The sequence below is a fragment of the Marinobacterium sp. xm-m-383 genome (assembly GCF_013283255.1).
Lineage (GTDB): Bacteria > Pseudomonadota > Gammaproteobacteria > Pseudomonadales > Balneatricaceae > Marinobacterium_E.
In genome coordinates, this window is record NZ_WBYT01000006.1 from 31,281 (window position 1) to 52,650 (window position 21,370).

Here is a 21,370-nt window from a genome sequence, read left to right on the forward strand (position 1 = left end):
TCTTTGCTAGCCACTCAGCTCATCAGAGCTGAGTGGCTGTTTTTTATGAGGAGAGTCCCAACTCCAACTCAGCCCCTTCAACCTGTTGCTCGATAGAGAGTGCGTTGTTGTAGAAAACTCTTAAGAATCGATCATGCTGCGTTTTTTCTACGATACATGCCTGTTTAGCAGCTACAGCAGGGTTTGTGGTTTTGGAGATAAAGTGAATATCTCCAAAGGCGTAAGGCAGTGCGGTTCCACAGGCTGCAACTGCATCATTGAATATAGATATGCTGGTTTCAGAGCCCGGAGTGCTATTAATCGGGGCAATAATCAACATGACGCTTCGGTCTGTTAATACCCCAAAATGAATCACCTTTGCGCGGGCTTCGATTTGTCTGTTGCCGAGTTGTCCTTTAACGATCTGTTCTCTGCCATCCGCCATCAAAAGTCGCATCGGTTTGGATTTTAGATTGGGAGCAGCTATGAATTGCTTTTGATCTGTAACCCATGTGAACCAGCCATCTTTCTCGGCATAAAATTTAGAGGCTAGTTGAACATCCTCGGCCATTTCTAAATTGCGTTTGCGATTTCGCTCTTTTTCAGCCTCTCGTTTCGCTAACTGCTGTTGTGCAATGCTCAGCTTAGGTTTTAAAAACTCGGCATCGACTGGGTATCGGTGCATTCCCTCTTGATAGGTTTGTGACTCAATGTTAATTCGTTCAACAGAACCGGTTCCATTGGGTTTTTGTGGTGCTGACTGACACCCTGCCAGCATAGCGGTAACGACCGCCAGATAAGCTAGCTTCATAGATATATCCTGTCAGTAACTCGTTTTAGGTTTGGCTCAAAAAATACGCGTTCCGCGATTTCGTCGTGCTCAAGGCCAAGTGTGTGCTCTAGTGCAGCTGCACACAGACTTCGTGAATCCAAAGTAGCCATCAGGTCGCGTCGCTCAAATAGGTCACTCTTTGCCAATCCGGGCCAGTCAGCCAATACCGCACCACCATTAACAGCGCCACCCCCAATAAACATACAGGTGCCGTAGCCATGGTCAGAGCCGCTGCTGCCATTCACTTTGACGGTTCGGCCAAACTCGGTGAGAGTAATAAATGTCGTGTTATCCCAAGCCTCACCGAGTGAATCTTTTAATGAACTGATGCATAGATCTAGCTCAGTTAGCTTAGATCCTAAACGAGATCCTTGTCCTGCATGAGTGTCATACCCCCCTAGTCGAATCATTGCGGCGATGGGGCCATCCTTTTGTGATAGTGCTTTGCCGGCTTCTCGCGCTAAGGCATTCGGACTTCGATCATTGGATTGGTAAGTGTTTTTAGTCACCCTAGCAATCAGTTTTTCATTGGTGGTTTGCCACTGCTCTGATAGACCTGAGTGAATTCTTTTTAAGAGATCGGAAGAGGGGTTGTAGGCACCCTTTACATGAGCCGGATAGTAGTTGTCGATGCTAGTCGTTCCTCTGAGTAGAAGAGGGGTGTCCAAGCTCATCGCCCGTCCACCGTAGTTGACTAAATCTAAGCCTCGACCTATCCAGCCAGTACTCTCTGTAAAAGGAGCTTTGCCAGCGCCCTGTATGAAGTTTTGTCCCTCAAAATGGGAACGTTTGGTGTAAGGGAAATTGGTTGCATGGACTCCAAGTATGTCCTGACTCAGCATCAGTTTGTGCGTGTTTCGAAGCGATGGGTCCAATGCCCAGTGACTATTGAGATCTAGAAGTGAGGTAGGTAACAACGATTCCCTGTGGCTCTCCAGTGCACCTTCCGCTTTGGGTATCAATGCACTTAGGCCATCTAGACCACCCTCTAAGAAGAAGACAACTAAGCGTCGATTTGGGTTGTTGGAGCGTGCCCAGGTTGGAACAGACGCAAGTGCTAATGAACCGCCTGATAATTTCAAAAAGTCTCTACGTTTCAAATTACACCTCCATCATCCAGCGGTTCACAGTTAATGCAATGAATTGCTCATGCCCCTGACCAAATTCCATCACCTTTGATTGGTAGCTCAGAGGAACCTGTAGGTGATCCATAATCTCTTCAGGTTTGGCGGTAACAAAAGCTCTGTTCCAGACGGATTGAGCAAATCGCACACGCCTATCAAGGTGCTCTAGGCTTATCCACTCTCTAGATTTGAGAGGGAAGCCATTGGGCTGACGCTCTTCCCAAAAACTGTTGCCGAGCTCCCGCATCGGCTTAACCACCTCACGCCCCATCTGCCAAGAGGTAATGTCTTGGTGACTATCAAAATAGTGTGCATCAGCGGCTCTTACTATGTTGAATAGCCAATGGCTTGGCCACAGGACTTTGTTTTCTCCCTCACTCCAGGCGAGCTCTAAAAGTTTTGTATGAACTGCGAGTAAGTTGCCATTGGAGTTTTTCCAGCTACTTTCTAGGGCTTGTGTGACCTTTTTACTGGGATTGTCACTGATGAAGTGCAGTGCAAGTTTGTGGCATATGTATTCTCGCGTTTTATCCAGTGCGGCAAGGTCATTGGTAAACTCTTTAAGTGCAGAGCTGCCACGACCATATTTTTTACCCATTACCACTTTGGTACCGGTATCGGCACGCTTTCGAATGTACGGGTAATCTGCACTTTTCCAATCTTGATAGGCCCAGCGTGGATTAAAAGCATAGTCTCCCCATCCGGCCAGTATTCTTGCTGCGTTGTGAATGTCCTCTTCGGTGTAACCCTGAGCAGGAGAGCAGCTATGAAGCTCCATGATCTCACGAGCTAAATTGTCATTGAGTCCGACCTGTTTGCCCTTCTGCCTTCGATGACGTCCCTGCTCAGAATTGGGTGAAACGTTATCGACATTGTCGAGATAGCGTAGCATCGAGTAGTGCGTGGTTGCTTCGTAGAGTAGATCAGCAAAGCTACCGTTCAAATTTTTTAGAATACGATGCTCGTAAAAATCACCGGCTGTGTAAAAAGAGTCGTACGAGCCAATGGTGAAATGGTTGAACCAGAAGTGCCCAAGACGCTGTCTAACGGGGTCTTCACCGTATGCTCCATAGTGGTTAAATTTAGCTGCATCAAACCACCTTAGGTCATACTTGAATTGAGCCTCATCCAACTTTTGCCTTAAAAGTCGCTCCTCATTTGCATGCTGTTTTCGAAGTGACTCCCTTGCTTCGTCCCAACGCCATACATTGATTAAGCGCTCTTTTAATCCTGGATCTAAATGAGCAGGCCACTCTTCATAGACTGGATCTGTACTCCGATTAGCAGCCGGCGATTTAAGTGGTTTGTTATAACTCAGTTGATCAATTGCCCAATTAACGGGGTCGTTGGGAATTGAGTTGCCGAGGCGAGGGATAAGCCCGACCCGCATTGTGTAGTTTAGTTCTGGTGACTTGGCAGACATAGTCGATCGCTCTTTTAATGAAACTTTAGATTAGTACATTTTCTGAGAAATAAAAGTCGAAAAAAACTATTACTCACTCTAGCCTAATAGACGGGTCAGACGACTGATGGTTACAATGCTTGTTCAGTCTAGATAGGTGAGTTATGCAGCGAACAGTTGTGATTACAGGTGGTGCTTCGGGGATAGGTTTGGCGATTGCTGAGCGCTTTGCTGAGCTGGGCGATAGGGTCTTTAACCTCGACATCAGTGAAGGCTCCGTTGGCGAGACGTTGATCTGTGATGTGACGGATCATCAAGCGGTAACAAACGCGGTTGATCAGATTGCCGATCAATACGGCATCGATGTGGTCGTATCCAATGCGGGGCGTCATCTATCAGCTAATATTGAACAGACGAGCGAAGCGGATTTCGTTGCGATGTTTGATCTGAACGTGAAGGGCGCCTTCTCCCTGGTGCAGGCTTCTGTTCCGCACATGAAGGAGCAGGGCGGTTCGATCATTTTTATCGGTTCAGATCAATCGTCAGTGGCTAAGTCGAACTCTTGTGCTTACAACATGACTAAGCACGCTCTGGCTTCACTCGCCAAAACCACTGCAATCGATTACGCCCAGTTTAATATCCGCTCCAATATTGTCTGCCCAGGTACGATAGAGACGCCGCTCTACACTAAAGCGGTCGAGGCCTATTGTGCTCGCTCGGGTTCAGATCTCAATGAGGTGCATCAGGCAGAGGCCAATGAGCAGCCTATCGGGCGCATTGGACAACCTAATGAGGTGGCCGCGATGGTGGCTTACTTGGCCAGTGATGAGGCGGGTTTTGTCACCGGTGCCATGCTGCCGATTGATGGTGGATACACTGCACGCTAATGATCAATATTACTGATCCGCACCTGCATCTGTTTAATCTTTCACAGGGTGAGTATGGTTGGCTTCAGCCTAATCAAGGGCCTAATTGGCCTGATAAATCAGCCTTGCTTCGTAATTTTACTGAGTCAGATATACGTCTATCTGAACCAATGCGCTTGGCGGGTTATACACACATTGAAGCGGGTTTTAGTAATGATCAATCCTGGCTTGAGATCGATTGGATTGAATCACAGGCCAGCCTCCCTGTTCGAACGATAGGCTGTGTAGATCTTTGTCGTTCACAGTCTGAGTTCAGAAACGCTATTTCAGAGCTAACCGAGCGCTCATCCATGGTGGGGGTGCGTCATATCTTTGATGATCAGTTAGATTTGATCATTAGCCACCCTAACACCCTGTCTAATCTTAAAATCCTAGAGTCGGCCGGACTGCTCTTTGAGCTGCAATTTGATGCTACGGATGAAGTGGCTGTCGATAAGGTCGTAGTGCTTTTCAAACAGCTACCTAATCTGACGGTGGTTTTGAATCACCAAGGCTTTGGTTCAGCCGCGTTCTCTAGCGAGCAAAAGCACCATTGGCTAACCGGTTTAACGAAGCTTGCTGAGCTGCCAAACCTGTACGTTAAGTGTTCAGGGTTCGAGATGTTGGATAGAGCATTTACTGCACAGACACTTCAACAGACGCTTGAGCAGCTTGTGACTCTTTTTGGTCAGAGTAGGGTGATGGTGGCGTCTAATTTCCCGCTGATAACCCTCTCTATGAGCTATGAGGCCTATTGGTTGTTGGTTGTTGAATCTGTGCGTAAATCGGGATTGGATTTAGAGCGGTTGGTAGATCTCAACGCGCGTGAGATCTACCGTTTCTAGCTTCTTCCGGGATTATTTAACCTTCACGTTGGGTGAGCGGTAGACGATCTCATCATTTAGCTCAATTCCGATGCCTGGAAGATCCGGTACGCTGAACTTGCCGTTCACTGGCTGATAATCCTGAATACAGAGTTCGCGGTTCCAAGACTTGATGGCATAGGTATGGTGCTCATGTATTAGGAAGTTAGGTATCGCTGCTTCCAGTTGCAGTGACGCGGCGGTTGCTACGGGTCCGCCACACACGTGGGCTTGAATGCGAATGTCGTAGACATCGGCGTAGTCACACACCTTCTTAGCTTCAGTGAAGCCGCCACAAAGGCCGACGTCGGGTTGTAGTACATCGATCGATTGATCTTCAAAGTACTGACGAACATCCCAGCGGTGATATAGGCGCTCACCCCCTGCGATGGGCACGTTAACACCGTCGGATACTTTTTTGTGCACTTTAGAGTTGAGGTAGTTCACAGGCTCTTCGTACATCATGCAGCCCACCTCTTCGATCACTTTACCCATCTGGATGGCCGATGCGGCACCCATTAAAGAGTGTGATTCGAAGATAATGTCGACTTCGTCACCGACTTCGTTACGAATGGCACGCAGGCGATCTCCAAACAGCTTCATCTGCGCAGGTGTAAAGAGCTTGGTGCGGTCAAAGCTTGAATCACCGTTAGCATCGTAGACGATCGGATCGACTTTAACGGCATCGTAGCCTTCTGCCATCGCCTTTGAGGCTGCACGGGCGTAATCAGCAGGCGTTAGCATCTTGGTGCAATCTTTATCCCAGTCGAACTGCAGTTGGCTGGCATAGGTGCGCAGGTTGTCATTGGTCTTGCCACCTAACAGTTGGTAGACAGGGAGTCCGAGTGCTTTACCTTTGATATCCCACAGTGCTGTGTCGATGGCACTCATCGCCGAATATAGAACAGGGCCTCCACCAAGTCCCCAGAAGCTCTCGCGTAGCATGCGTGACCATAAAAGCTCTGTCTTAAACGGATCAAAGCCGATCAGCACCGCTTCGGCGATCTCTTTAATCATTGCGGCCGCTGCACTGTGTCCCCAGTCGTAGGCGAGGCCCGCTTCACCGAGGCCGTGAATGCCTTCATCGGTATGAATGCGGACAAAGACAGGGTTCCAGGGTGGACGCTCTGGACAGTGGATATCAAAAATCTCTACTTCGGTGATTTTCATTGCTTAAACTCTAATAATTATTGATCAAATTCTGGGTAAGCTTGTTTAACTTTTCGTAGCATCGCTGGCCAAGCTTTTTGGCCACCCGTTGTTCCGGTGTGTACGACATTCGCCTGGGCTTTGATGCCATCGATCACGCTTTGTGGAACAGGAACAATATCAGTCGCGTTATGCTGCATTTTGACCTGCACTTCACAGGCCATAATCAGGTCGTACATGTGCATGAAAGCGTCGCCAATGGTTTTGCCCATTGTCAGTGCACCATGATTTCGCAGCATGAAGAAGTTAGCGTTGCCAAGATCATCCTGTAGACGCTTGATCTCCTCTGGATTAACCGCCAGACCTTCATACTCGTGGTAAGCGATGCTGGCTAACGCAAAGGCTGAGTACTGACTTAATGGCAGTAGTCCCTCTTTGCGAGTCGCAACCGCAATCAGATCAGGGTGATGCAGGTGAAATGAGCACTGGTCTTCGTGGCGTGCGAGGTGCACCGCGCTATGAATGGTAAAACCCGCAGGGTTAATGTCATACGGAAAGTCCGGATCGATTTTATTGCCATCAATGTCGATCTTGACCAGATTGGAAGCGGTTACCTCATCGAATCGTAGGCCGAACGGGTTGATCAGTAGCTCTTCGGTACCGGGGATACGTGCCGAGATGTGGGTATAGATAAGATCATCCCAACCATGCAGTACGACCAGTCGGTAGGCTGCAGCTAAATCGATGCGTGTTTGCCACTCGATATCAGATACTTTGCCCCGAAGATTGACCTTAGGAATGTTGTACATAGCGTTACTCAATGTAGAAATTGTTAGTCGAATCCTATCACAGGGCGGTCGCTGCAAGTACTGACATTCATCACAATTCGCTAAGGCGTTTGTTGGAAGATTTCCGATTTATGTCGCTTGTCTGATCAATCCTTGAACAAACTGATCATTGGGTGATCAAAAAAGAACTTTTTTTCACTTTTTTGTGAATTTTTTGTGGCTAATGGTTGACAGAAAAACTGAGGACGGTAACATCTGCGCCCATCCTAACGGAGGGATGGCTGAGTGGTCGAAAGCACCGGTCTTGAAAACCGACGAGTCGAGAGGCTCCCAGGGTTCGAATCCCTGTCCCTCCGCCATTAGGATGTCCAAGGTTTATTCCTCGATAGCTCAGTTGGTAGAGCAGTAGACTGTTAATCTATTGGTCGCTGGTTCGAGTCCAGCTCGAGGAGCCAAACCGAGATTTGGAGTGGGTCGTTAGCTCAGTTGGTAGAGCAGTTGACTTTTAATCAATTGGTCATAGGTTCGAATCCTATACGACCCACCATTCTCACAAATCTCACATTACCTGTTCAGGGTCGTTAGCTCAGTTGGTAGAGCAGTTGACTTTTAATCAATTGGTCATAGGTTCGAATCCTATACGACCCACCATTTCTTGCTACTCATATCGTATCGCCAATATCTCATACCAGAGTGTTCTTCCGTCTGGTGTATTGTGTTCTATCTCTTCGCCTAGTTGACGCTTTAGCAGTTTTTTCGACAGTGGGGCGTCAACGCTGATGTAACCTAGTTTAGGGTTGATCTCATCGGCTCCGACAATTCGGTACTCAATCTCGTTATCCTCTTCATCAACTAGGGTCACCCAGGCACCAAAGAAGACGGTATCGCGTTGCTCTGGTAGATGCTCGACCACTTTAAAGTGATCCATACGTTTAGCGAGGTATCGAACGCGCCTATCGATCTCTCTGAGCTCTTTTTTACGATAGATGTACTCGGCATTCTCTGAGCGATCGCCCTCTGCAGCAGCCTCTTTGAGGGCTTGTGTGACCTCAGGACGTCGGACCTTCCAAAGATGTTTAAGCTCTGCATTCAAGCGCTCATACCCCTCTTTGGTAATGTAGGGGGAGCTCTTCTCTGCAGGGGGTCGCCAACGGCCCACTAGAGCCAGCCTTTGCGCTTAAGTAGGTAGACCAGTAAGCCGGTCGTACCCGATAGAGCCGCTAGGAAAATGAAAAACGCTGAACTGTTGTCAGCACCGGGTATACCACCAAGATTTACTCCGAGTAGACCGGTTAAAAATCCTAAGGGTAGAAAGAGTCCGGAGATGATGGCGAGAAGGTATAGACGCTCATTCAGTTGCTCTGACAGCTGGGCCATGATGCTATCTTGTGCCGCACCTGCGCGTTCTCGCAACATGTCTAGATCTTCTATATGACGAGTGAGGTGGTCATTCGTCTCAAACAGCGAGGCGCGATGATCGTCATTGAGAAGAGTGCTCTTAGAGGCTATCAATTGTGTCAGAGCCTCTTTTTGTGGGCCTAAATAACGTTTGAGTCGAGCGTTAGTCGTACGCATCTCGGCTAGCGGTTCACGCAGGCTCTTTGAGCCCTGTTGCTCCAGTTGCTCTTCAAGGGACTCAAGCCGCACATCTAACTCTTCTACTAAACGACCAATACGTTCTGTCAGGCCGTCTGCCAACTCTGTGATCAGATCCGAGAGGGTGTGTGGACCTTTGCCCTGTTGGAGCTGTTCAACCAGTTGTGTCACAGATTGTAGGCGACGCTTGCGTGTCGTGATGAGACAATTCTGTTTAAGAAGAAGGCGTATAGAGACCATGTCTTCAGGGTCAGAATTGACGTTTAAGTTGACCCCTCGCAATGCGATGAGCAGTTCATCATCGAGTCTGGTTGTTCTTGGACGAACCTTATCAGCTAGAAGGGTATCGATCGCTGATTGCGATAGACCTGAGTGCTCCTCTAGCCAGGTGTGGCTCTCTTTTTCGGTGTAGTCCAAATGTATCCAAACTTCACCGTCAAGCTCACTCCGCTGAGAGATCTGTTCAGAATTCAGTGCAATAGCACCGCCCTGACCATCTAGCAAAAGAGCGTGGAGTAGTGCAGGCTGTTTTAGTTCGTATTCCATACAATTTTCTCCTCGCCCCCCTGGTGGACTTTATACCACTCATCGGGCTCATCTCCCTCTTGCCAGCCGGAGGCGATACAGCGAGTTTGAGTCTCCATCTCTTTCGCGATTTGATGCGCACATTCGAGATCGGTTGCCCAGGGTGTCTCGCTGCTATCAAACCAAACAGAGCTCCACGCTTTACCGATAACACGCTGTTGAATCAAAACGGGGATTTCAACATCGCCGATGAGGAGCTTAGATTTTATCGACTCTTTAGTGCTCTTATCGGTTGTCAGGGTGCCGAGTGTTTGGACCCACTCTAGGATCTGTTGGGCTGTGCGCTCTTTGACGTAGACCTCGATGTCGGGGTGGCGTTGCTCGCTCATCACTGTTCCTTAACGCGAATGACAGGGTATAGGGGTAATTTAGGCGCTTTTCTTGAAAACTGCGAGATGAATATCCACTTCGGTCGTGAATTGTTGATAATCAGCCAGCTGTTTTGCTGCGCGTTGGCCGTGGGGGGTCATCATAAATAGGTTATGCAGTGCGTCGCGTGAGGTGAGTTCAATCTCAAAATGAACACGTCGCTCATCAATGCGTTCGAACTGTGTACCTAAAGCGCTTTCGGGTGAAGAGTCGGTTTCTCGCACCTCATCGTAGATCGCTTCGCGCAGTGAGTAGAGGTGGCGCTCGCCTGGATAGGCAATGATTAAGTGTCCATCTTCTTTCAGGGCGTTTGCGATAGGCTCGCCGAGTATGCGGCTGAATACGATGACAGCGAGATCTAAGCTGTGATTCTCTGTTGGGATGTTAGCTGATGATCCAACCACCCAGGTGATTGACTTCGAGCGTTTGCAGGCCGCTTTGATGGCGTGTTTGGAAATATCTAAGCCTAGAATCTCGGCCTGATCTAAGGTGTTTTGCAGTGCGAGGGTGTAGTAGCCTTCGCCGCAGCCTAAATCGATAACGCTTGGGTGGGTGTCAGTATATTGCCGAGCTAGTTCGTTCAAAGTGTCTGAGACTGGGGCGTAATAGCCGGCATTCAAGAAGTCACTTCGCGCAGCAATCATCTCGGGGTTGTCACCAGGATCCTTACTGCGTTTGTTTTGCACTAAAAGCAGGTTCCAGTAGCCTTGTTTGGCTCGATCAAAGCTGTGATTGTTATCACATCGGAGCGTTTTCTTTTGCTCGTTGAGTGATAGTCGCTCCTGACAGACAGGGCAGATCAGCTCCATGTTAGGCGTCAGTCAACAGGTTGATCATGACCTGTTCATAAATCTCGGAGAGGGTGTCTAGATCGGCGACAGAAACGTTTTCATCAATCTTATGAATGGTGGCATTAACAGGACCTAGCTCAACCACCTGTGCACCTGTCGGAGCGATAAAGCGACCGTCTGATGTACCACCGCTTGTTGACAGTTCGGTCTCTCGGCCTGTGACCGATCGAATGGCATCACGAGCCGCATCGACTAGATCACCGGCTGCCGTTAGGAAAGGCTGACCCGATAGGTTCCACTCAATCTCATACTCAACATTGTGCTTCTCTAGAATCGATTCAACACGCGTTCGCAGTTCAGTGTCAGTCACCTCGGTTGAGAAACGAAAATTAAACTTCACTTCGACTTCGCCAGGTACAACGTTGGTCGCACCGGTGCCTGCGTTGATATTAGAGACTTGAAAACTGGTGGGTGGGAAGAAGTCGTTGCCCTGATCCCACTCAGTTTGTGACAGTTCGGCTAATGCTGGCGCGAATTCGTGAATGGGGTTGCGCACCAGATGAGGGTAGGCGACATGGCCTTGAACCCCTTTCACTTTCAGGGTGGCGCCAAGCGATCCGCGACGACCGTTCTTGATGACATCGCCAACCAAGGTTGTGCTCGATGGCTCGCCCACAATTGCCCAGGTGATCTTCTCGTTGCGAGCTTCCAAGGTATCAATGACTCGCGTTGTGCCATTGACGTAGGGACCCTCTTCATCACTGGTGATCAGAAGAGCGATAGAGCCTTTATGATCCGGATGTTTAGCAACGAATCGATCCAGTGCCGTCATAAAGGCAGCGATACTGCCTTTCATATCAGCCGCGCCGCGCCCGTGCAGCTGACCATCAATGATGGTCGGTTCAAAGGGTGGAGTTTTCCAGCGCTCAATAGGGCCGGTTGGCACAACATCAGTGTGTCCTGCGAAACAGAGTACAGGACCCTCTTGGTTTCGACGTGCCCAGAAGTTGGTCACCTCTTCAAACGGCATATGATCGATAGTGAAGCCCAGCGCTTCAAGGCGCTCACACATCATTGCTTGGCAACCTGCGTCCTCTGGGGTAACAGAAGGGCGGCTGATTAGATCGCAAGCAAGTTCGAGAGTGGCGGAGCGCTGAGTCATCTTCTATCTACCTTTGTCTTTCAGGATTAGTTGTGAGCGTGTAGCTCTTCATTCAACTCAATTGCTGACTTGTTTGTTTTAACTTCGATACGGCCGTTTTGTGAGTTACGACGGAACAGTAGATCCGACTTGCCAGCCAGTTCAGACGCTTTAACCGTGGTTACTTCGTTGTTTTGGTCATCAAGAATGGTCACTTTCGAGCCGCCTGTTACATAGAGGCCCGCTTCCAGTGTGCAGCGATCCCCTAGTGGAATGCCTAGACCTGCATTGGCACCTAGCAGTGCGTTCTCACCAACAGAGATGATGACATTGTTGCCGCCAGAGAGAGTGCCCATAGTCGAACAACCACCGCCTAGGTCTGAGCCGTTTCCTACGACGACGCCGGCAGAGATACGACCTTCAACCATGCTGACACCCATAGTGCCTGCGTTGAAGTTGATGAAGCCTTCGTGCATAACAGTGGTGCCTTCACCTACGTGAGCACCTAGGCGGATTCGAGATGCGGCACCGATACGAACACCCGTTGGCACAACGTAGTTCGCCATCTGTGGGAACTTGTCGACTGAGTGAACGTGAAGCATGCGACCCTGTGCACGAGCGGCTAGCTGGCGCTTAGAGAGCTCATCGACCGCGATTGGACCTTCGTTCGTCCAGGCGATGTTCGGTAGCAGACCAAAGATACCGGTTAGGTTCTGGCCGTGAGGCTTAACGAGACGGTGCGAGATCAATGACAGCTTAAGGTAGACTTCAGCCGTGGTCGTTGGTGCATCGTCAGATTCAAGGATCGTCAAGATGACGGGCTGTGCGGTTCCTTCAAGAACCTCGACAATCTCGGCTTGATCTTCAGCGCCAACGCTCAAAAATGCAGCCTCTAGAGCTTTTAGCTGAGCGGCATCTACCTCGATCGCAGCGTTGCCACCGGTGTAACCCACAGCTTTACCTGCAGCATTAACCAGTGCTGAGTCTGCATTAAGCAGTGGTTGGTTGTAGTAGACCTCTAGCAAGTCGCCAGCCGCTGATTTAGTACCTACACCTAGGCCAAATGCAAAATTAGTCATCTCTATATCCTCGTGTTAAATCGTTAATGCCGATTGAGTATCAGGGGTAAAACCGACCTCAATCTGACCATTGAATTCAAAAATTGGGCGTTTGATCATGCTGGGCTGTTCGCTCATCAAATTGATCAATACAGACTCATCTGTCATCGCTTTTGTGGCATCGTCCAACTTGCGCCAGGTTGTACCGCGTTTGTTTAGGACAACCTCAATACCGGCCGCGTCAACCCACTGCTTAATCTGTTCAACTGTGGGTGGGCTCTTTTTAAAGTCGATGAAGGTAAACTCCACACCCTGATCAGTGAGCCACTTGCGCGCTTTTTTTACCGTGTCGCAGTTTGGAATGCCGTAAAGGTTCATAGCCATCCTTACAGCGACTCGATGTAACGGCGAATTCGCCAAGCCGCTTCGACACACTCTTCAACCGTTGCTACCAGTGCCATACGAACATAACCGGCACCAGGGTAGAGACCTGCATCGGTTTCACGCGATAGGTAACGACCGGGTAGCACTGTTAGGTTTTGTTGTTCAAACAGTCCTGCGGTAAAAGCGTCGTCATCGATCGGTGTCTTCGCCCAAAGGTAGAAGCTAGCATCCGGCATTTTGACATCCATAACCGGTGCAAGAATCTCAAGAACGGCCGCAAATTTCTGACGGTACTGTTCACGGTTATCTTGGACGTGAGTCTCATCATTCCAAGCAGCAATGGAGCCTTTCTGAACCTGAAGTGGCATCGCACATCCATGGTAGGTGCGGAACAACAGGAACGGCTTGATTAGAGCGGCATCACCGGCGATAAAACCTGAGCGAAGTCCAGGCAGGTTGGAACGTTTTGAGAGACTGTGGAATACGACACAATTTTTGTAATCGTGACGGCCAAGTTGCGCACAGACCTCTAGGAGACCTACGGGTGGGTTCGCTTCGTCAAAATAGATCTCGGAATAGCACTCATCAGAGGCTAGGATAAAGTTGAATTTATCCGCTAGCGCAATCAGCTTTTTGATGGTCTCTGCAGAGTGGACTGAACCGCTTGGGTTGTTGGGTGAACAGATAAATAGCAGCTCACAACGTTCCCAAATATCATCAGTGATCGAGTCGTAATCTGGAATAAACCCATTTTCAGCCAAAGTGGGTAGGAAGTAAGGCTCTGCTCCCGCTAGGTAAGCGGCACCTTCATAGATCTGGTAGAAAGGATCCGGTGATAGTACCAAAGCCCCTGGTTTGCGATCGACTGCACACTGTGTGAAAGCAAAGATCGCTTCACGAGTACCCATTACCGGTAGCACGTTCTGCTCTCCAGTTAGGCTATCGCTTTTAAGTTTGAAGCGTCGTGTGGCCCAAGCGGCAATCGTATCGCGAAGCTCGGCACTGCCTTTGGTCGTTGGGTAGTTTGCAACAAGATCGACGGTTTCGTTTAACACCTTAGTCACACACTCAGGGGCAGGGTGTTTCGGTTCACCGATGCCCAATGAGATGTGCTCAATCTCTTGAGGTGGTTTTAGACCGCCCAATAGCTTTGCCAGTTTTTCAAAAGGATAAGGCTGTAGTAACGAAAGATCTCGATTCATAAACAGTGTCTCAAGCGACCAAGCGCTCTAGTCATTAAAAATGGGTGCGACAGTATAACGTAAGGCGGCGATCCAATAAATGGATCGCCGCCTTAGAACACAGGTCGTAATTTGCTTTAAGGTGTATCGACCGAGTAAGAGCTGATCGGTTTCATTCCTAGCTTCTCCCGACCCCCTTCGATCAGTGTCAGCAGGGATGGAACCACAACCAGTATTAACAAGGTGCCATAACCTAATCCAAATACGATGGCAGCCGCCATTGGGATCAAGAACTGAGCTTGAATGGAGGTTTCAAATAGGATGGGTGTCAGGCCGCCAATGGTTGTTAGTGATGTTAGCAGCACGGCACGCAGGCGCTGGCAGGAGGCTTCAATAGCCGCCTCTTTAATCGCCATACCCTGTTCACGTAACTTCTTGTAGAACGTCACCAAGACGATTGAGTCATTGATCACGATCCCGGAAAGACCGAAGAAGCCAAACAGTGACAGGATGGTCAGATCCAGTCCTAACACCCAGTGTCCCAATAGGGCGCCGGTTAATCCAAGCGGAATGGTCAGCATGATCGTGATTGGCCAGCTGTAGGAACCAAATACCCAAGCCAGAATCACGTAGATCAGCACCAATGCAATGACTAGGCCGGTTTTCATATCACCCAGGGTTTCGCGTTGATCACGGTTTTTACCCTCAAAGCTCGAATCAACTCCATACTTACCAAGGATCTCAGGCATCACCTTCTGTTGCAGGTCAGCGATGATCTCATTGGCATTGTTGGCGCTCTCATCAAGGTCAGCCGATACGTTGATCGACAGAAGACCATCGATACGTTGAAGTGAATCGAAACCCTGACGTGCGGTGAAGTTGACGACGTTGGATACCGGTGTCACTCGGCCATCCGGTAACACGATCGGTAGCTGACTGAGCGAGCTTAGTTGATTCTTCTGCTCATCGAGCATCTGAACGCGCACACTGATCTCATCACGGCCCTCAAAGTAGCTCTGTACCTCTTGGCCATCAAAGGCAGCTCTTAACTGACGTCCAACCTGCTCAAGTCTTAAACCTGCCGCTTCACCAGCCGGAGTCAGGGTGTAGATTAGCTGAGAAGTACCAAACGGGAGGTCATCATCGATATTACTGAGCCCGTTATAAACCTTCAGCTTCTCTTGGAGCTCAAGTGAGGCTTGTTTCAACAGGTTGATATTGCTGCCGGTGAGTTGAACTTCAACCGGTTTACCTGGAGGGCCACCTCGATCGACATCGATCGATAAGCGCTCTAGGCCGGCAGGTTGCTCAATGTTTTTGCGCAGAGCTCTTGTAAAGGCTTTAGTCGAGACCTCTCGGTTGTCTCCCGGCGTCAGCTCAACCTGTATCGACCCATAAATATCACCGCGTTTAGGCGACGCATTACGTGATGGTTGGGAGATGTTTTGGCGAATAAGTGCAAACTTAAGAATGCCACCACCCAGCTCTTCATCTGTTTTGTGAAGTTGATCTTCGATGTAGAAGAGAAACTCACTGACCTGATCACCACTGGTGCCAGAGACAAACTGCGTGTTGATCGAGAAGGTGTCTTGATCGGTACTTGGGAAAAAGGTGAATTGAATTCGACCACCGACAAGCAGGCCCACAGCAAAGATCAGTACACCGACACCGGTTGCAATGGATGCCCAACGATAGTTGATTGCCGTTTCAACGAAACGTTTGAAGATGCGGTCTCGGAAGTAGTTAAACCCGTTATCGAGCTTGATTCGGATTTTCGATGGGTGGGCGGCATCCCCTCGTGCTAATGAGTGGTGGAGGTGACCTGGCAACACCAAAAAGCTCTCAACCAGCGAGGCGATAATGACGCAGATAATCACCAGCGGGATATCAAACAGAATGTTGCCAATGATACCGCCGATCATCATCAGTGGCAGAAAGGCCGCGATGGTGGTCATCGATGAGGCGGTCACAGGGGCGAGCATTCGAAGCGCGCCACCAACAGCAGCACGTCGAGAGCTCTCTCCCATCTGAGCATGTGCGAGGGTATCCTCACCAACGACAATCGCATCATCGACAATGATGCCCAGAGCCATGATCAGTGCAAACAGCGAAATCATATTGATCGAGCCGCCTACTAGGTAGAGCACCGCTAAGGTCGCCATGAATGAGGTTGGAATACCAATAGTCACCCAGAACGCGACACGGCCGTTTAGGAAGAGGAATAGAATCAAGACAACTAGAACTAAGCCGCTAGCACCGTTTTCGATAAGAAGGTCGATACGGTCTTTGATCAGTGTCCACTGCTCATTGTAGGTCAGTAGTTCAACGCCTTCTGGCAGAGTAGGGCGGGTCTCTTCCAGCCAAGAGTTAAACAGATTGGCCGTCTTTAAGCTGTTCTCTGATTCCGTTCGTTTCAGGCTCAGAACTATCGCTGGGTTGCCTTCATGGTAGAGGCGTACTTGATCCTCTTTGTCGCGCTGCTCGATCAGCGCGATATCGCCAAGGCGAACCAGTTTGCCTTGGCCTGCAGTGATCAGAGGTAGCTCTTCAAAGCCGGTAACATCGCGTTGTTGGCCTAAACTGCGAATTCTTCGAGCGCCATCATCCTGTGCTGCAACGCCAGCAGGTAGGTCAACTGAGCGTTGGCGAATTAATCCCGAAATATCGCTCAGCGTAAGGCCTAGTTGATTAAGGTTGTCTGGACTGAACTGGATAGCAATCTCTTGCTCAGGCATGCCGGTAAAATCGATTTTACGAATGCCACGCTGAAGAAGTTGCTGCTCGTAGGTGCGCGCGAGAGTTCTTAGCTCTTCAAGAGAGGCGCGATCACTGGTGACGATAAGATCAGCAATGTTGTCGTATCGCGTCAGTAGCTGTACAACAGCGTCTTCTGCATCAGAGGGCAGTGCTGAACGTGCAGCATCCATCTTCTGCTTTGCCTCTGACAGGGTGTAATCTACATCGGTACCATCTTCAATCTCTAGACGAAAAACGGCGCTGCCATCACGTGAAATGGCCGAGAGTTTTTTGATCCCCTCAAGTGCACGAAGCTCCTCCTCTACAGGAACCACGATAGAGGTCTGCACATCCTCAGCACTGGCACCGCTCCAGGGAACGGTTATGTTGATGATATCGAGCTCAAAGGTTGGAAAGAACTGGATGTTAAGACGGTTAAGGCCCAATAGACCGGCCGCTAACATCAATATCATTAACAGGTTTGCCGCAACCCGGTGGGTCGTAAATAGGCTGACAAACCCTTTTAGACCGGTTGCCTGACTCACTGTTTCACCTCAACCAACATGCCGCTGACCGCGTTGGGTAGCTGGGTTGTAATGATCTTATCACCGGCGTTGAGCTGATCGCTCTTGATCAAAATCTCACGCTTCTCATCTGAGTTAGTTCGATAACCTAGATGGTTGACTTTAACCGCTTCGAGTCGAGAGTCGGTGACACGATAGATGCGATCCGTGCCGTAAAGCGCCACTGGCGGCAGTGCGATGACATCATTCAGCTCTGGTAGCGTCAGTGCAACGCTGATGGTGCGACCAGGCTCGGGTAGGTAGTCAGAATCGACAAAACGGAACAGGCCATCCACACCGGTCGAGCCAGTCGCGACTTCGGCACTGAGACGATCAAGTTCAAGTTCGAACTGCTGACCATCAATCTTTGCGACCGCCTCAAGGTCAGCGAGTGACGATTGGCTCTTGATAAGTGCTAGTGCACGGCTAGGTAGTTGAGCACGAACTTCAAGATCTGAGTTCGGGTAAACAGAGGCAAGCGCATCATTGGCTCTTAGGCGGTCACCGACGGCAATTGAAATTTTGGTTGCACGACCATCGAAAGGTGCTTTTACGAAAGCACGTTCACGATCAAGTAGTGATTTATCTAATTGAGCCTGTGACTGGGCAATCGATGCTTTGAGCTGCGCAACGCGGTTGGGGTGGTCCGCCAAAGACTGCTTGCGAGATACAAGGCTCAATTGACGCTGCTGGGTGTTCATCTCAGCGGTATCGAGTTGCTCTTGGCTGGCGAGTTTTTTACCTGATAGGTTAAGCTGGCGCTGTTGAGAGCGTTGAGCAATCACTAGCATCTCTTCTTCAATGGCCAAGGCCTTTTTATCGGTTTCAAAACGAAGCAGTTCTGCAGACAGTTGTGCTTTTAGAGCATCGATTTGGGCACGCTGCTGAGCGATTTGAAGATCGATGTCGCGGGTATCGAGTTGAATCAGTAGATCACCCTGTTTAATCGTTGCCCCTTCACGCACTTCAACCGATTGAACATCGGCAGCAATCGAGGCGCGCAGAACCACTTGGCGGGGGTTTTCAACTTCAGCATAGAGCTCAATCTCTGGCGCGATCGATTGAGGTGACGCGGCAATTGCATTAACGCTCCAAGATCGTTCCGTGATCGGTTTGGGTGGCATTTTGGGTTTGCTTGATTTTAACGAGATGAATCCAGCAATAGCGATGCCAAGAATGATGATTGGTAGAAGCCATTTCAGTAACCGTTTCACGGAGGCTTTTCTCCCTACGAAGTTAAATTAAATTGTCAGTAAGTATACCGCTTGAGATCTACGTTCGCACAGCGAAACTGGACCGTTTCAATGAGATCAGGCAAGATTTTACAAAACTTTACCCAGCGTTTGAGATTTCATGGAATTAAAATCGACTACCTATCATTTGGACGGTGACGGCTATCGTGTCGCTTATTGGCAGAGTGGTTCTCCTTTGGCAAAAAAAGTGTTGTTTTGTGTTCACGGACTGTTAGGCCGTAGTCGTGATTTTGATGAGTTGATCGAAGCGCTAAGGGATGATTTTCTTTGTATTGCTATTGATCTGCCTGGACGTGGTCAGAGTGATTGGTTGAAACAACCTGAGCAGTACAGTCCAGAGAGCTATCTGCCGGCTATCAGTGCGGTGTTGAACGCTGTAGATAACCGGCCTGTCCATTGGGTGGGTACCTCCCTTGGTGGGATTCTGGCTATGGCTGCCGCAAGCCTGAAGCTAGCCAATATTGAAAAACTTGTTCTGAACGACGTGGGTTGTCACATACCCAAAGCGTCTCTGCAGCGCATTGCAGCCTACGTTAAAGATCCTCTGTTTACCGATCAACAGGCGCTTATTGATCACATCAAACGCACTTACCCCAGTTTTCGCGATTTATCCGAAGTGCAATGGCAGCGAGTGGCTCAATATGGTTCACGACAGGCTGATGATGGCCTGCATCTTCACTATGACCCAGCCATTGCCACTAACGTTCGCTTGGGTTCTAACGAAGACATTGATCTTATGCCATTATGGCAAGTGATAGAGTGCCCGCAGATGCTGATTCACGGCACCGCATCTGACTTGCTGACGCAAGAGATTGTGGATGCAATGCTTGAACACAAGCCCGATTTGGAGTTGTTGCAGTTACAGGGTCTTGGACACGCGCCGCCTCTAATGACGCCCTTTGAGGTCCAAGCAATTACAGAGTTTCTTAAAAGGAGTGATGCCTGATGGGCAGCATAGTGACCTGGCCTAAACATAGGCTGCCTGGTTCCCCAGAGATGAGAGCGAAGGCGCTTGATGCGGTCACTCGAGCATTTGCGCCGACCGTCGAGTCTTTAGATGTCGATCTTGGTTTGAATGAGCTGTTTGAGCAGATCTACGTGCCCGTTGCTTGCTCTATATTGGATCGACTAATGCCGGGTTCCCCTTTGGTTGTCGGAATTAATGGTGCACAAGGGGCGGGAAAAGCGACACTTTATAACCTCCTAGAGGTGATTCTCACCGAGGGTTTTGGGTTAAAGGTGACGGGTTTTTCGATTGATGATCTCTATCTGACGCGTGCTGAGAGGGACGCGTTGGCACAGTCCGTTCACCCTCTTTTAAAGACACGTGGAGTGCCTGGTACCCATGATGTCGATTTGGGTATAGAGCTATTAAATCGACTCAAGCACGCGGGGCCAGACGACCTTACTCGGATCCCAATTTTTGATAAATCGACCGATGAGCGTGTGCCAGAACAGATGTGGCATGAATGGCATGGTTCAGCGGATGTCATTATTTTTGATGGATGGTGTGTCGGTGGTATCGCCGAGCCTGAAGAGTCGCTCGCTGCACCTGTTAATGAGCTTGAGACCCTCGAAGACCCTGAGGGTATCTGGCGACATTATGTCAATCAACAGCTGGCAACCTCTTATCAAGAGCTGTTCAGCTTTTTAGATATGCTCGTCATGCTCAAAGTGCCCAACATGCAGGCGGTGTACGATTGGCGTACGGTCCAAGAGCAGAAACTCAAAGATCGAGCCTCATTGCTGTATGACGAAATAGCTCCTGCAGACCCATTGCGGATTATGGATGGCACTGAGATTACACGTTTCATAGCGCACTATGAGCGATTGACGCGTTGGATGCTCGATGAGATTCCAACACGAGCGGACATTACGTTAGCGCTGAATGCCAACCACAAGATTGAGAAGATTATACTGCCTTAAATGGGCAGAAAGGGAGCTGTAGCGACGCTTAGCACAATTCGATTGATGGTTCGGTCCGTCGTCTGCGCAACAATCTCAGCGAGCATATCCTGAGTGGCAATCATCTTCCCGAAGAGTCGCTCGTAGCTGAGGTTGATGACTCCCTCATTCATGCTGTCAGTCAGAATGAACAGTTCGCCACTCGATGTTTTGAAGTTGTGCAGTTGCCAAGCGATCTTCTCTAAATTACGTGCTGAGTTATATAGCTTTTGCGAATCGATTTCGTTGAGCATAAAGAACTCTTCACGGTAGTTGTATGAGGCGTGAACCATACCTGTGATAGCCACCATTAGAGCGAAGACTCGGTCCCCTTGATACTCCTCATCAAAAGCCAGTTTGAGTGCATCAACTCCGTAGAGGTGGTTGAGTTCAGGATGGCTGATGGGTCTGGGGTAACTTAATAGCTGTTTTAGACGCGTCTCAACGGTCGTACCAGCGGCCGCTTTTTTGAGTTCGCGCGGGTTGCGTTTGTAGAGTTTGATGGTGAGTTCACGACTCATCGCGTTGATCGTCTTAATGTGTTGATCAACGATCATATCGACGTCAGACTTGGCGAGATTCTGCAGGCGAAGCTCTTTGTTTTGAACACCGACACAGCCGCTAAGAGCGAGTGCCATGATGAGCGTCACTATTTGTGCAGTTCTAGCCATTTGAGCTGGGATCCTGATCAGATAATGTTTAGAGTATAACGCTCGAAAATCTGAAT

General features: G+C 49.4%; 20 protein-coding genes and 4 tRNA genes. 8 read left to right on the top strand and 16 right to left on the bottom strand.

The features are described from left to right. Nucleotides 1–43: 43 nt before the first annotated feature. From XMM383_RS10355 to XMM383_RS10365, 3 genes are read right to left on the bottom strand one after another with little or no spacing between them, the layout of a single operon-like run. Complete coding sequence (locus XMM383_RS10355) at nucleotides 44–790, bottom strand: hypothetical protein (protein ID WP_173495055.1); 747 nt, start codon at nucleotides 788–790, stop codon at nucleotides 44–46. Next, nucleotides 787–1,911, bottom strand: coding sequence for a DUF1501 domain-containing protein (locus XMM383_RS10360; RefSeq protein WP_173495056.1), 1,125 nt, complete (start codon nucleotides 1,909–1,911; stop codon nucleotides 787–789). Before XMM383_RS10360 ends, XMM383_RS10355 begins: the two co-directional genes overlap by 4 nt. Nucleotide 1,912: 1 nt before the next feature. Beyond that, nucleotides 1,913–3,358: a DUF1800 family protein gene (locus tag XMM383_RS10365; protein ID WP_173495057.1), complete on the bottom strand. Its 1,446-nt coding sequence runs from the start codon at nucleotides 3,356–3,358 to the stop codon at nucleotides 1,913–1,915. 143 nt (nucleotides 3,359–3,501) lie between these two features. Here XMM383_RS10365 and XMM383_RS10370 point away from each other — a divergent pair, with 143 nt between their 5' ends. Together XMM383_RS10370 and XMM383_RS10375 are read left to right on the top strand one after the other, a co-directional pair. Further along, nucleotides 3,502–4,224, top strand: a complete 723-nt coding sequence (locus tag XMM383_RS10370) for an SDR family NAD(P)-dependent oxidoreductase (protein WP_173495058.1) — start codon at nucleotides 3,502–3,504, stop codon at nucleotides 4,222–4,224. Then, nucleotides 4,224–5,087 carry an amidohydrolase gene (locus XMM383_RS10375; protein ID WP_173484575.1) on the top strand — a complete coding sequence of 288 codons (864 nt, stop codon included), beginning with the start codon at nucleotides 4,224–4,226 and terminating at the stop codon, nucleotides 5,085–5,087. The genes XMM383_RS10370 and XMM383_RS10375 overlap by 1 nt, the downstream gene beginning before the upstream one ends. A 12-nt stretch (nucleotides 5,088–5,099) precedes the next feature. On the opposite strand, the gene XMM383_RS10380 is transcribed toward XMM383_RS10375, so the two are convergent. Next, nucleotides 5,100–6,275 carry a mandelate racemase/muconate lactonizing enzyme family protein gene (locus XMM383_RS10380; RefSeq protein WP_173484574.1) on the bottom strand — a complete coding sequence of 392 codons (1,176 nt, stop codon included), beginning with the start codon at nucleotides 6,273–6,275 and terminating at the stop codon, nucleotides 5,100–5,102. A gap of 17 nt (nucleotides 6,276–6,292) precedes the next feature. Then, nucleotides 6,293–7,063, bottom strand: coding sequence for a class II aldolase/adducin family protein (locus tag XMM383_RS10385; RefSeq protein WP_173495059.1), 771 nt, complete (start codon nucleotides 7,061–7,063; stop codon nucleotides 6,293–6,295). Between the two features lie 250 nt (nucleotides 7,064–7,313). On the opposite strand from XMM383_RS10385, the gene XMM383_RS10390 reads away from it, so the two are divergent. From XMM383_RS10390 to XMM383_RS10405, 4 genes are all read left to right on the top strand, one after another. Beyond that, a tRNA-Ser gene (locus XMM383_RS10390) sits at nucleotides 7,314–7,401 on the top strand. A 20-nt stretch (nucleotides 7,402–7,421) separates the two neighbouring features. Next, nucleotides 7,422–7,497, top strand: a tRNA-Asn gene (locus XMM383_RS10395). A gap of 16 nt (nucleotides 7,498–7,513) precedes the next feature. Then, a tRNA-Lys gene (locus XMM383_RS10400) sits at nucleotides 7,514–7,589 on the top strand. Between the two features lie 28 nt (nucleotides 7,590–7,617). Beyond that, nucleotides 7,618–7,693: transfer RNA gene (locus XMM383_RS10405), tRNA-Lys, on the top strand. A 7-nt stretch (nucleotides 7,694–7,700) separates the two neighbouring features. Here XMM383_RS10405 and greB read toward each other — a convergent pair. From greB to XMM383_RS10455, 10 genes are all read right to left on the bottom strand, one after another. Next, nucleotides 7,701–8,201, bottom strand: a complete 501-nt coding sequence (gene greB, locus XMM383_RS10410) for a transcription elongation factor GreB (protein ID WP_173480655.1) — start codon at nucleotides 8,199–8,201, stop codon at nucleotides 7,701–7,703. Next, entirely contained in the window at nucleotides 8,201–9,184 is a 984-nt protein-coding gene (locus XMM383_RS10415; protein ID WP_173484572.1) for a zinc transporter ZntB, read from the bottom strand. The genes greB and XMM383_RS10415 overlap by 1 nt, the downstream gene beginning before the upstream one ends. Continuing rightward, nucleotides 9,169–9,552 (bottom strand): hypothetical protein, encoded by a 384-nt coding sequence (locus XMM383_RS10420; RefSeq protein WP_173495060.1) that lies wholly within the window; start codon nucleotides 9,550–9,552, stop codon nucleotides 9,169–9,171. Before XMM383_RS10420 ends, XMM383_RS10415 begins: the two co-directional genes overlap by 16 nt. A gap of 39 nt (nucleotides 9,553–9,591) precedes the next feature. Continuing rightward, on the bottom strand, nucleotides 9,592–10,401 hold the full coding sequence (locus XMM383_RS10425; protein ID WP_173505624.1) for a putative RNA methyltransferase: 810 nt from the start codon (nucleotides 10,399–10,401) through the stop codon (nucleotides 9,592–9,594). Nucleotide 10,402: 1 nt separating this feature from the next. Beyond that, nucleotides 10,403–11,545, bottom strand: a complete 1,143-nt coding sequence (gene dapE, locus XMM383_RS10430) for a succinyl-diaminopimelate desuccinylase (protein ID WP_173480659.1) — start codon at nucleotides 11,543–11,545, stop codon at nucleotides 10,403–10,405. Between the two features lie 26 nt (nucleotides 11,546–11,571). Further along, the gene (dapD, locus tag XMM383_RS10435) at nucleotides 11,572–12,603 is read right to left on the bottom strand and encodes a 2,3,4,5-tetrahydropyridine-2,6-dicarboxylate N-succinyltransferase (protein WP_173480660.1); all 1,032 of its coding nucleotides are present in this window, start codon (nucleotides 12,601–12,603) and stop codon (nucleotides 11,572–11,574) included. A 15-nt stretch (nucleotides 12,604–12,618) separates the two neighbouring features. After that, nucleotides 12,619–12,960, bottom strand: a complete 342-nt coding sequence (locus XMM383_RS10440) for an arsenate reductase (protein ID WP_254442791.1) — start codon at nucleotides 12,958–12,960, stop codon at nucleotides 12,619–12,621. A gap of 8 nt (nucleotides 12,961–12,968) precedes the next feature. Continuing rightward, nucleotides 12,969–14,168, bottom strand: coding sequence for a succinyldiaminopimelate transaminase (dapC, locus tag XMM383_RS10445; RefSeq protein WP_173483546.1), 1,200 nt, complete (start codon nucleotides 14,166–14,168; stop codon nucleotides 12,969–12,971). A gap of 116 nt (nucleotides 14,169–14,284) precedes the next feature. Further along, the gene (locus tag XMM383_RS10450) at nucleotides 14,285–17,428 is read right to left on the bottom strand and encodes an efflux RND transporter permease subunit (RefSeq protein ID WP_173488634.1); all 3,144 of its coding nucleotides are present in this window, start codon (nucleotides 17,426–17,428) and stop codon (nucleotides 14,285–14,287) included. Continuing rightward, entirely contained in the window at nucleotides 17,425–18,660 is a 1,236-nt protein-coding gene (locus tag XMM383_RS10455) for a biotin/lipoyl-binding protein (RefSeq protein ID WP_173483548.1), read from the bottom strand. The genes XMM383_RS10450 and XMM383_RS10455 overlap by 4 nt, the downstream gene beginning before the upstream one ends. A gap of 139 nt (nucleotides 18,661–18,799) precedes the next feature. Here XMM383_RS10455 and XMM383_RS10460 point away from each other — a divergent pair, with 139 nt between their 5' ends. Together XMM383_RS10460 and XMM383_RS10465 are read left to right on the top strand one after the other, a co-directional pair. Next, complete coding sequence (locus XMM383_RS10460; protein ID WP_173484566.1) at nucleotides 18,800–19,645, top strand: alpha/beta fold hydrolase; 846 nt, start codon at nucleotides 18,800–18,802, stop codon at nucleotides 19,643–19,645. Then, nucleotides 19,645–20,625: a hypothetical protein gene (locus XMM383_RS10465; protein ID WP_173483550.1), complete on the top strand. Its 981-nt coding sequence runs from the start codon at nucleotides 19,645–19,647 to the stop codon at nucleotides 20,623–20,625. The genes XMM383_RS10460 and XMM383_RS10465 overlap by 1 nt, the downstream gene beginning before the upstream one ends. On the opposite strand, the gene XMM383_RS10470 is transcribed toward XMM383_RS10465, so the two are convergent. Next, entirely contained in the window at nucleotides 20,622–21,314 is a 693-nt protein-coding gene (locus XMM383_RS10470) for a hypothetical protein (protein ID WP_173480667.1), read from the bottom strand. The genes XMM383_RS10465 and XMM383_RS10470 overlap by 4 nt on opposite strands. Between the last annotated feature and the right edge of the window lie 56 nt (nucleotides 21,315–21,370).

Coding starts and splice junctions, on each gene's coding strand:
- XMM383_RS10355 (WP_173495055.1), bottom strand. CDS start 790: ATGAAGCTAGCTTATCTGGCGGTCGTTACCGCTATGCTGGCAGGGTGT.
- XMM383_RS10365 (WP_173495057.1), bottom strand. CDS start 3,358: ATGTCTGCCAAGTCACCAGAACTAAACTACACAATGCGGGTCGGGCTT.
- XMM383_RS10370 (WP_173495058.1), top strand. CDS start 3,502: ATGCAGCGAACAGTTGTGATTACAGGTGGTGCTTCGGGGATAGGTTTG.
- XMM383_RS10375 (WP_173484575.1), top strand. CDS start 4,224: ATGATCAATATTACTGATCCGCACCTGCATCTGTTTAATCTTTCACAG.
- XMM383_RS10380 (WP_173484574.1), bottom strand. CDS start 6,275: ATGAAAATCACCGAAGTAGAGATTTTTGATATCCACTGTCCAGAGCGT.
- XMM383_RS10385 (WP_173495059.1), bottom strand. CDS start 7,063: ATGTACAACATTCCTAAGGTCAATCTTCGGGGCAAAGTATCTGATATC.
- XMM383_RS10415 (WP_173484572.1), bottom strand. CDS start 9,184: ATGGAATACGAACTAAAACAGCCTGCACTACTCCACGCTCTTTTGCTA.
- XMM383_RS10420 (WP_173495060.1), bottom strand. CDS start 9,552: ATGAGCGAGCAACGCCACCCCGACATCGAGGTCTACGTCAAAGAGCGC.
- XMM383_RS10425 (WP_173505624.1), bottom strand. CDS start 10,401: ATGGAGCTGATCTGCCCTGTCTGTCAGGAGCGACTATCACTCAACGAG.
- dapE (WP_173480659.1), bottom strand. CDS start 11,545: ATGACTCAGCGCTCCGCCACTCTCGAACTTGCTTGCGATCTAATCAGC.
- dapD (WP_173480660.1), bottom strand. CDS start 12,603: ATGACTAATTTTGCATTTGGCCTAGGTGTAGGTACTAAATCAGCGGCT.
- XMM383_RS10440 (WP_254442791.1), bottom strand. CDS start 12,960: ATGAACCTTTACGGCATTCCAAACTGCGACACGGTAAAAAAAGCGCGC.
- dapC (WP_173483546.1), bottom strand. CDS start 14,168: ATGAATCGAGATCTTTCGTTACTACAGCCTTATCCTTTTGAAAAACTG.
- XMM383_RS10460 (WP_173484566.1), top strand. CDS start 18,800: ATGGAATTAAAATCGACTACCTATCATTTGGACGGTGACGGCTATCGT.
- XMM383_RS10465 (WP_173483550.1), top strand. CDS start 19,645: ATGGGCAGCATAGTGACCTGGCCTAAACATAGGCTGCCTGGTTCCCCA.
- XMM383_RS10470 (WP_173480667.1), bottom strand. CDS start 21,314: ATGGCTAGAACTGCACAAATAGTGACGCTCATCATGGCACTCGCTCTT.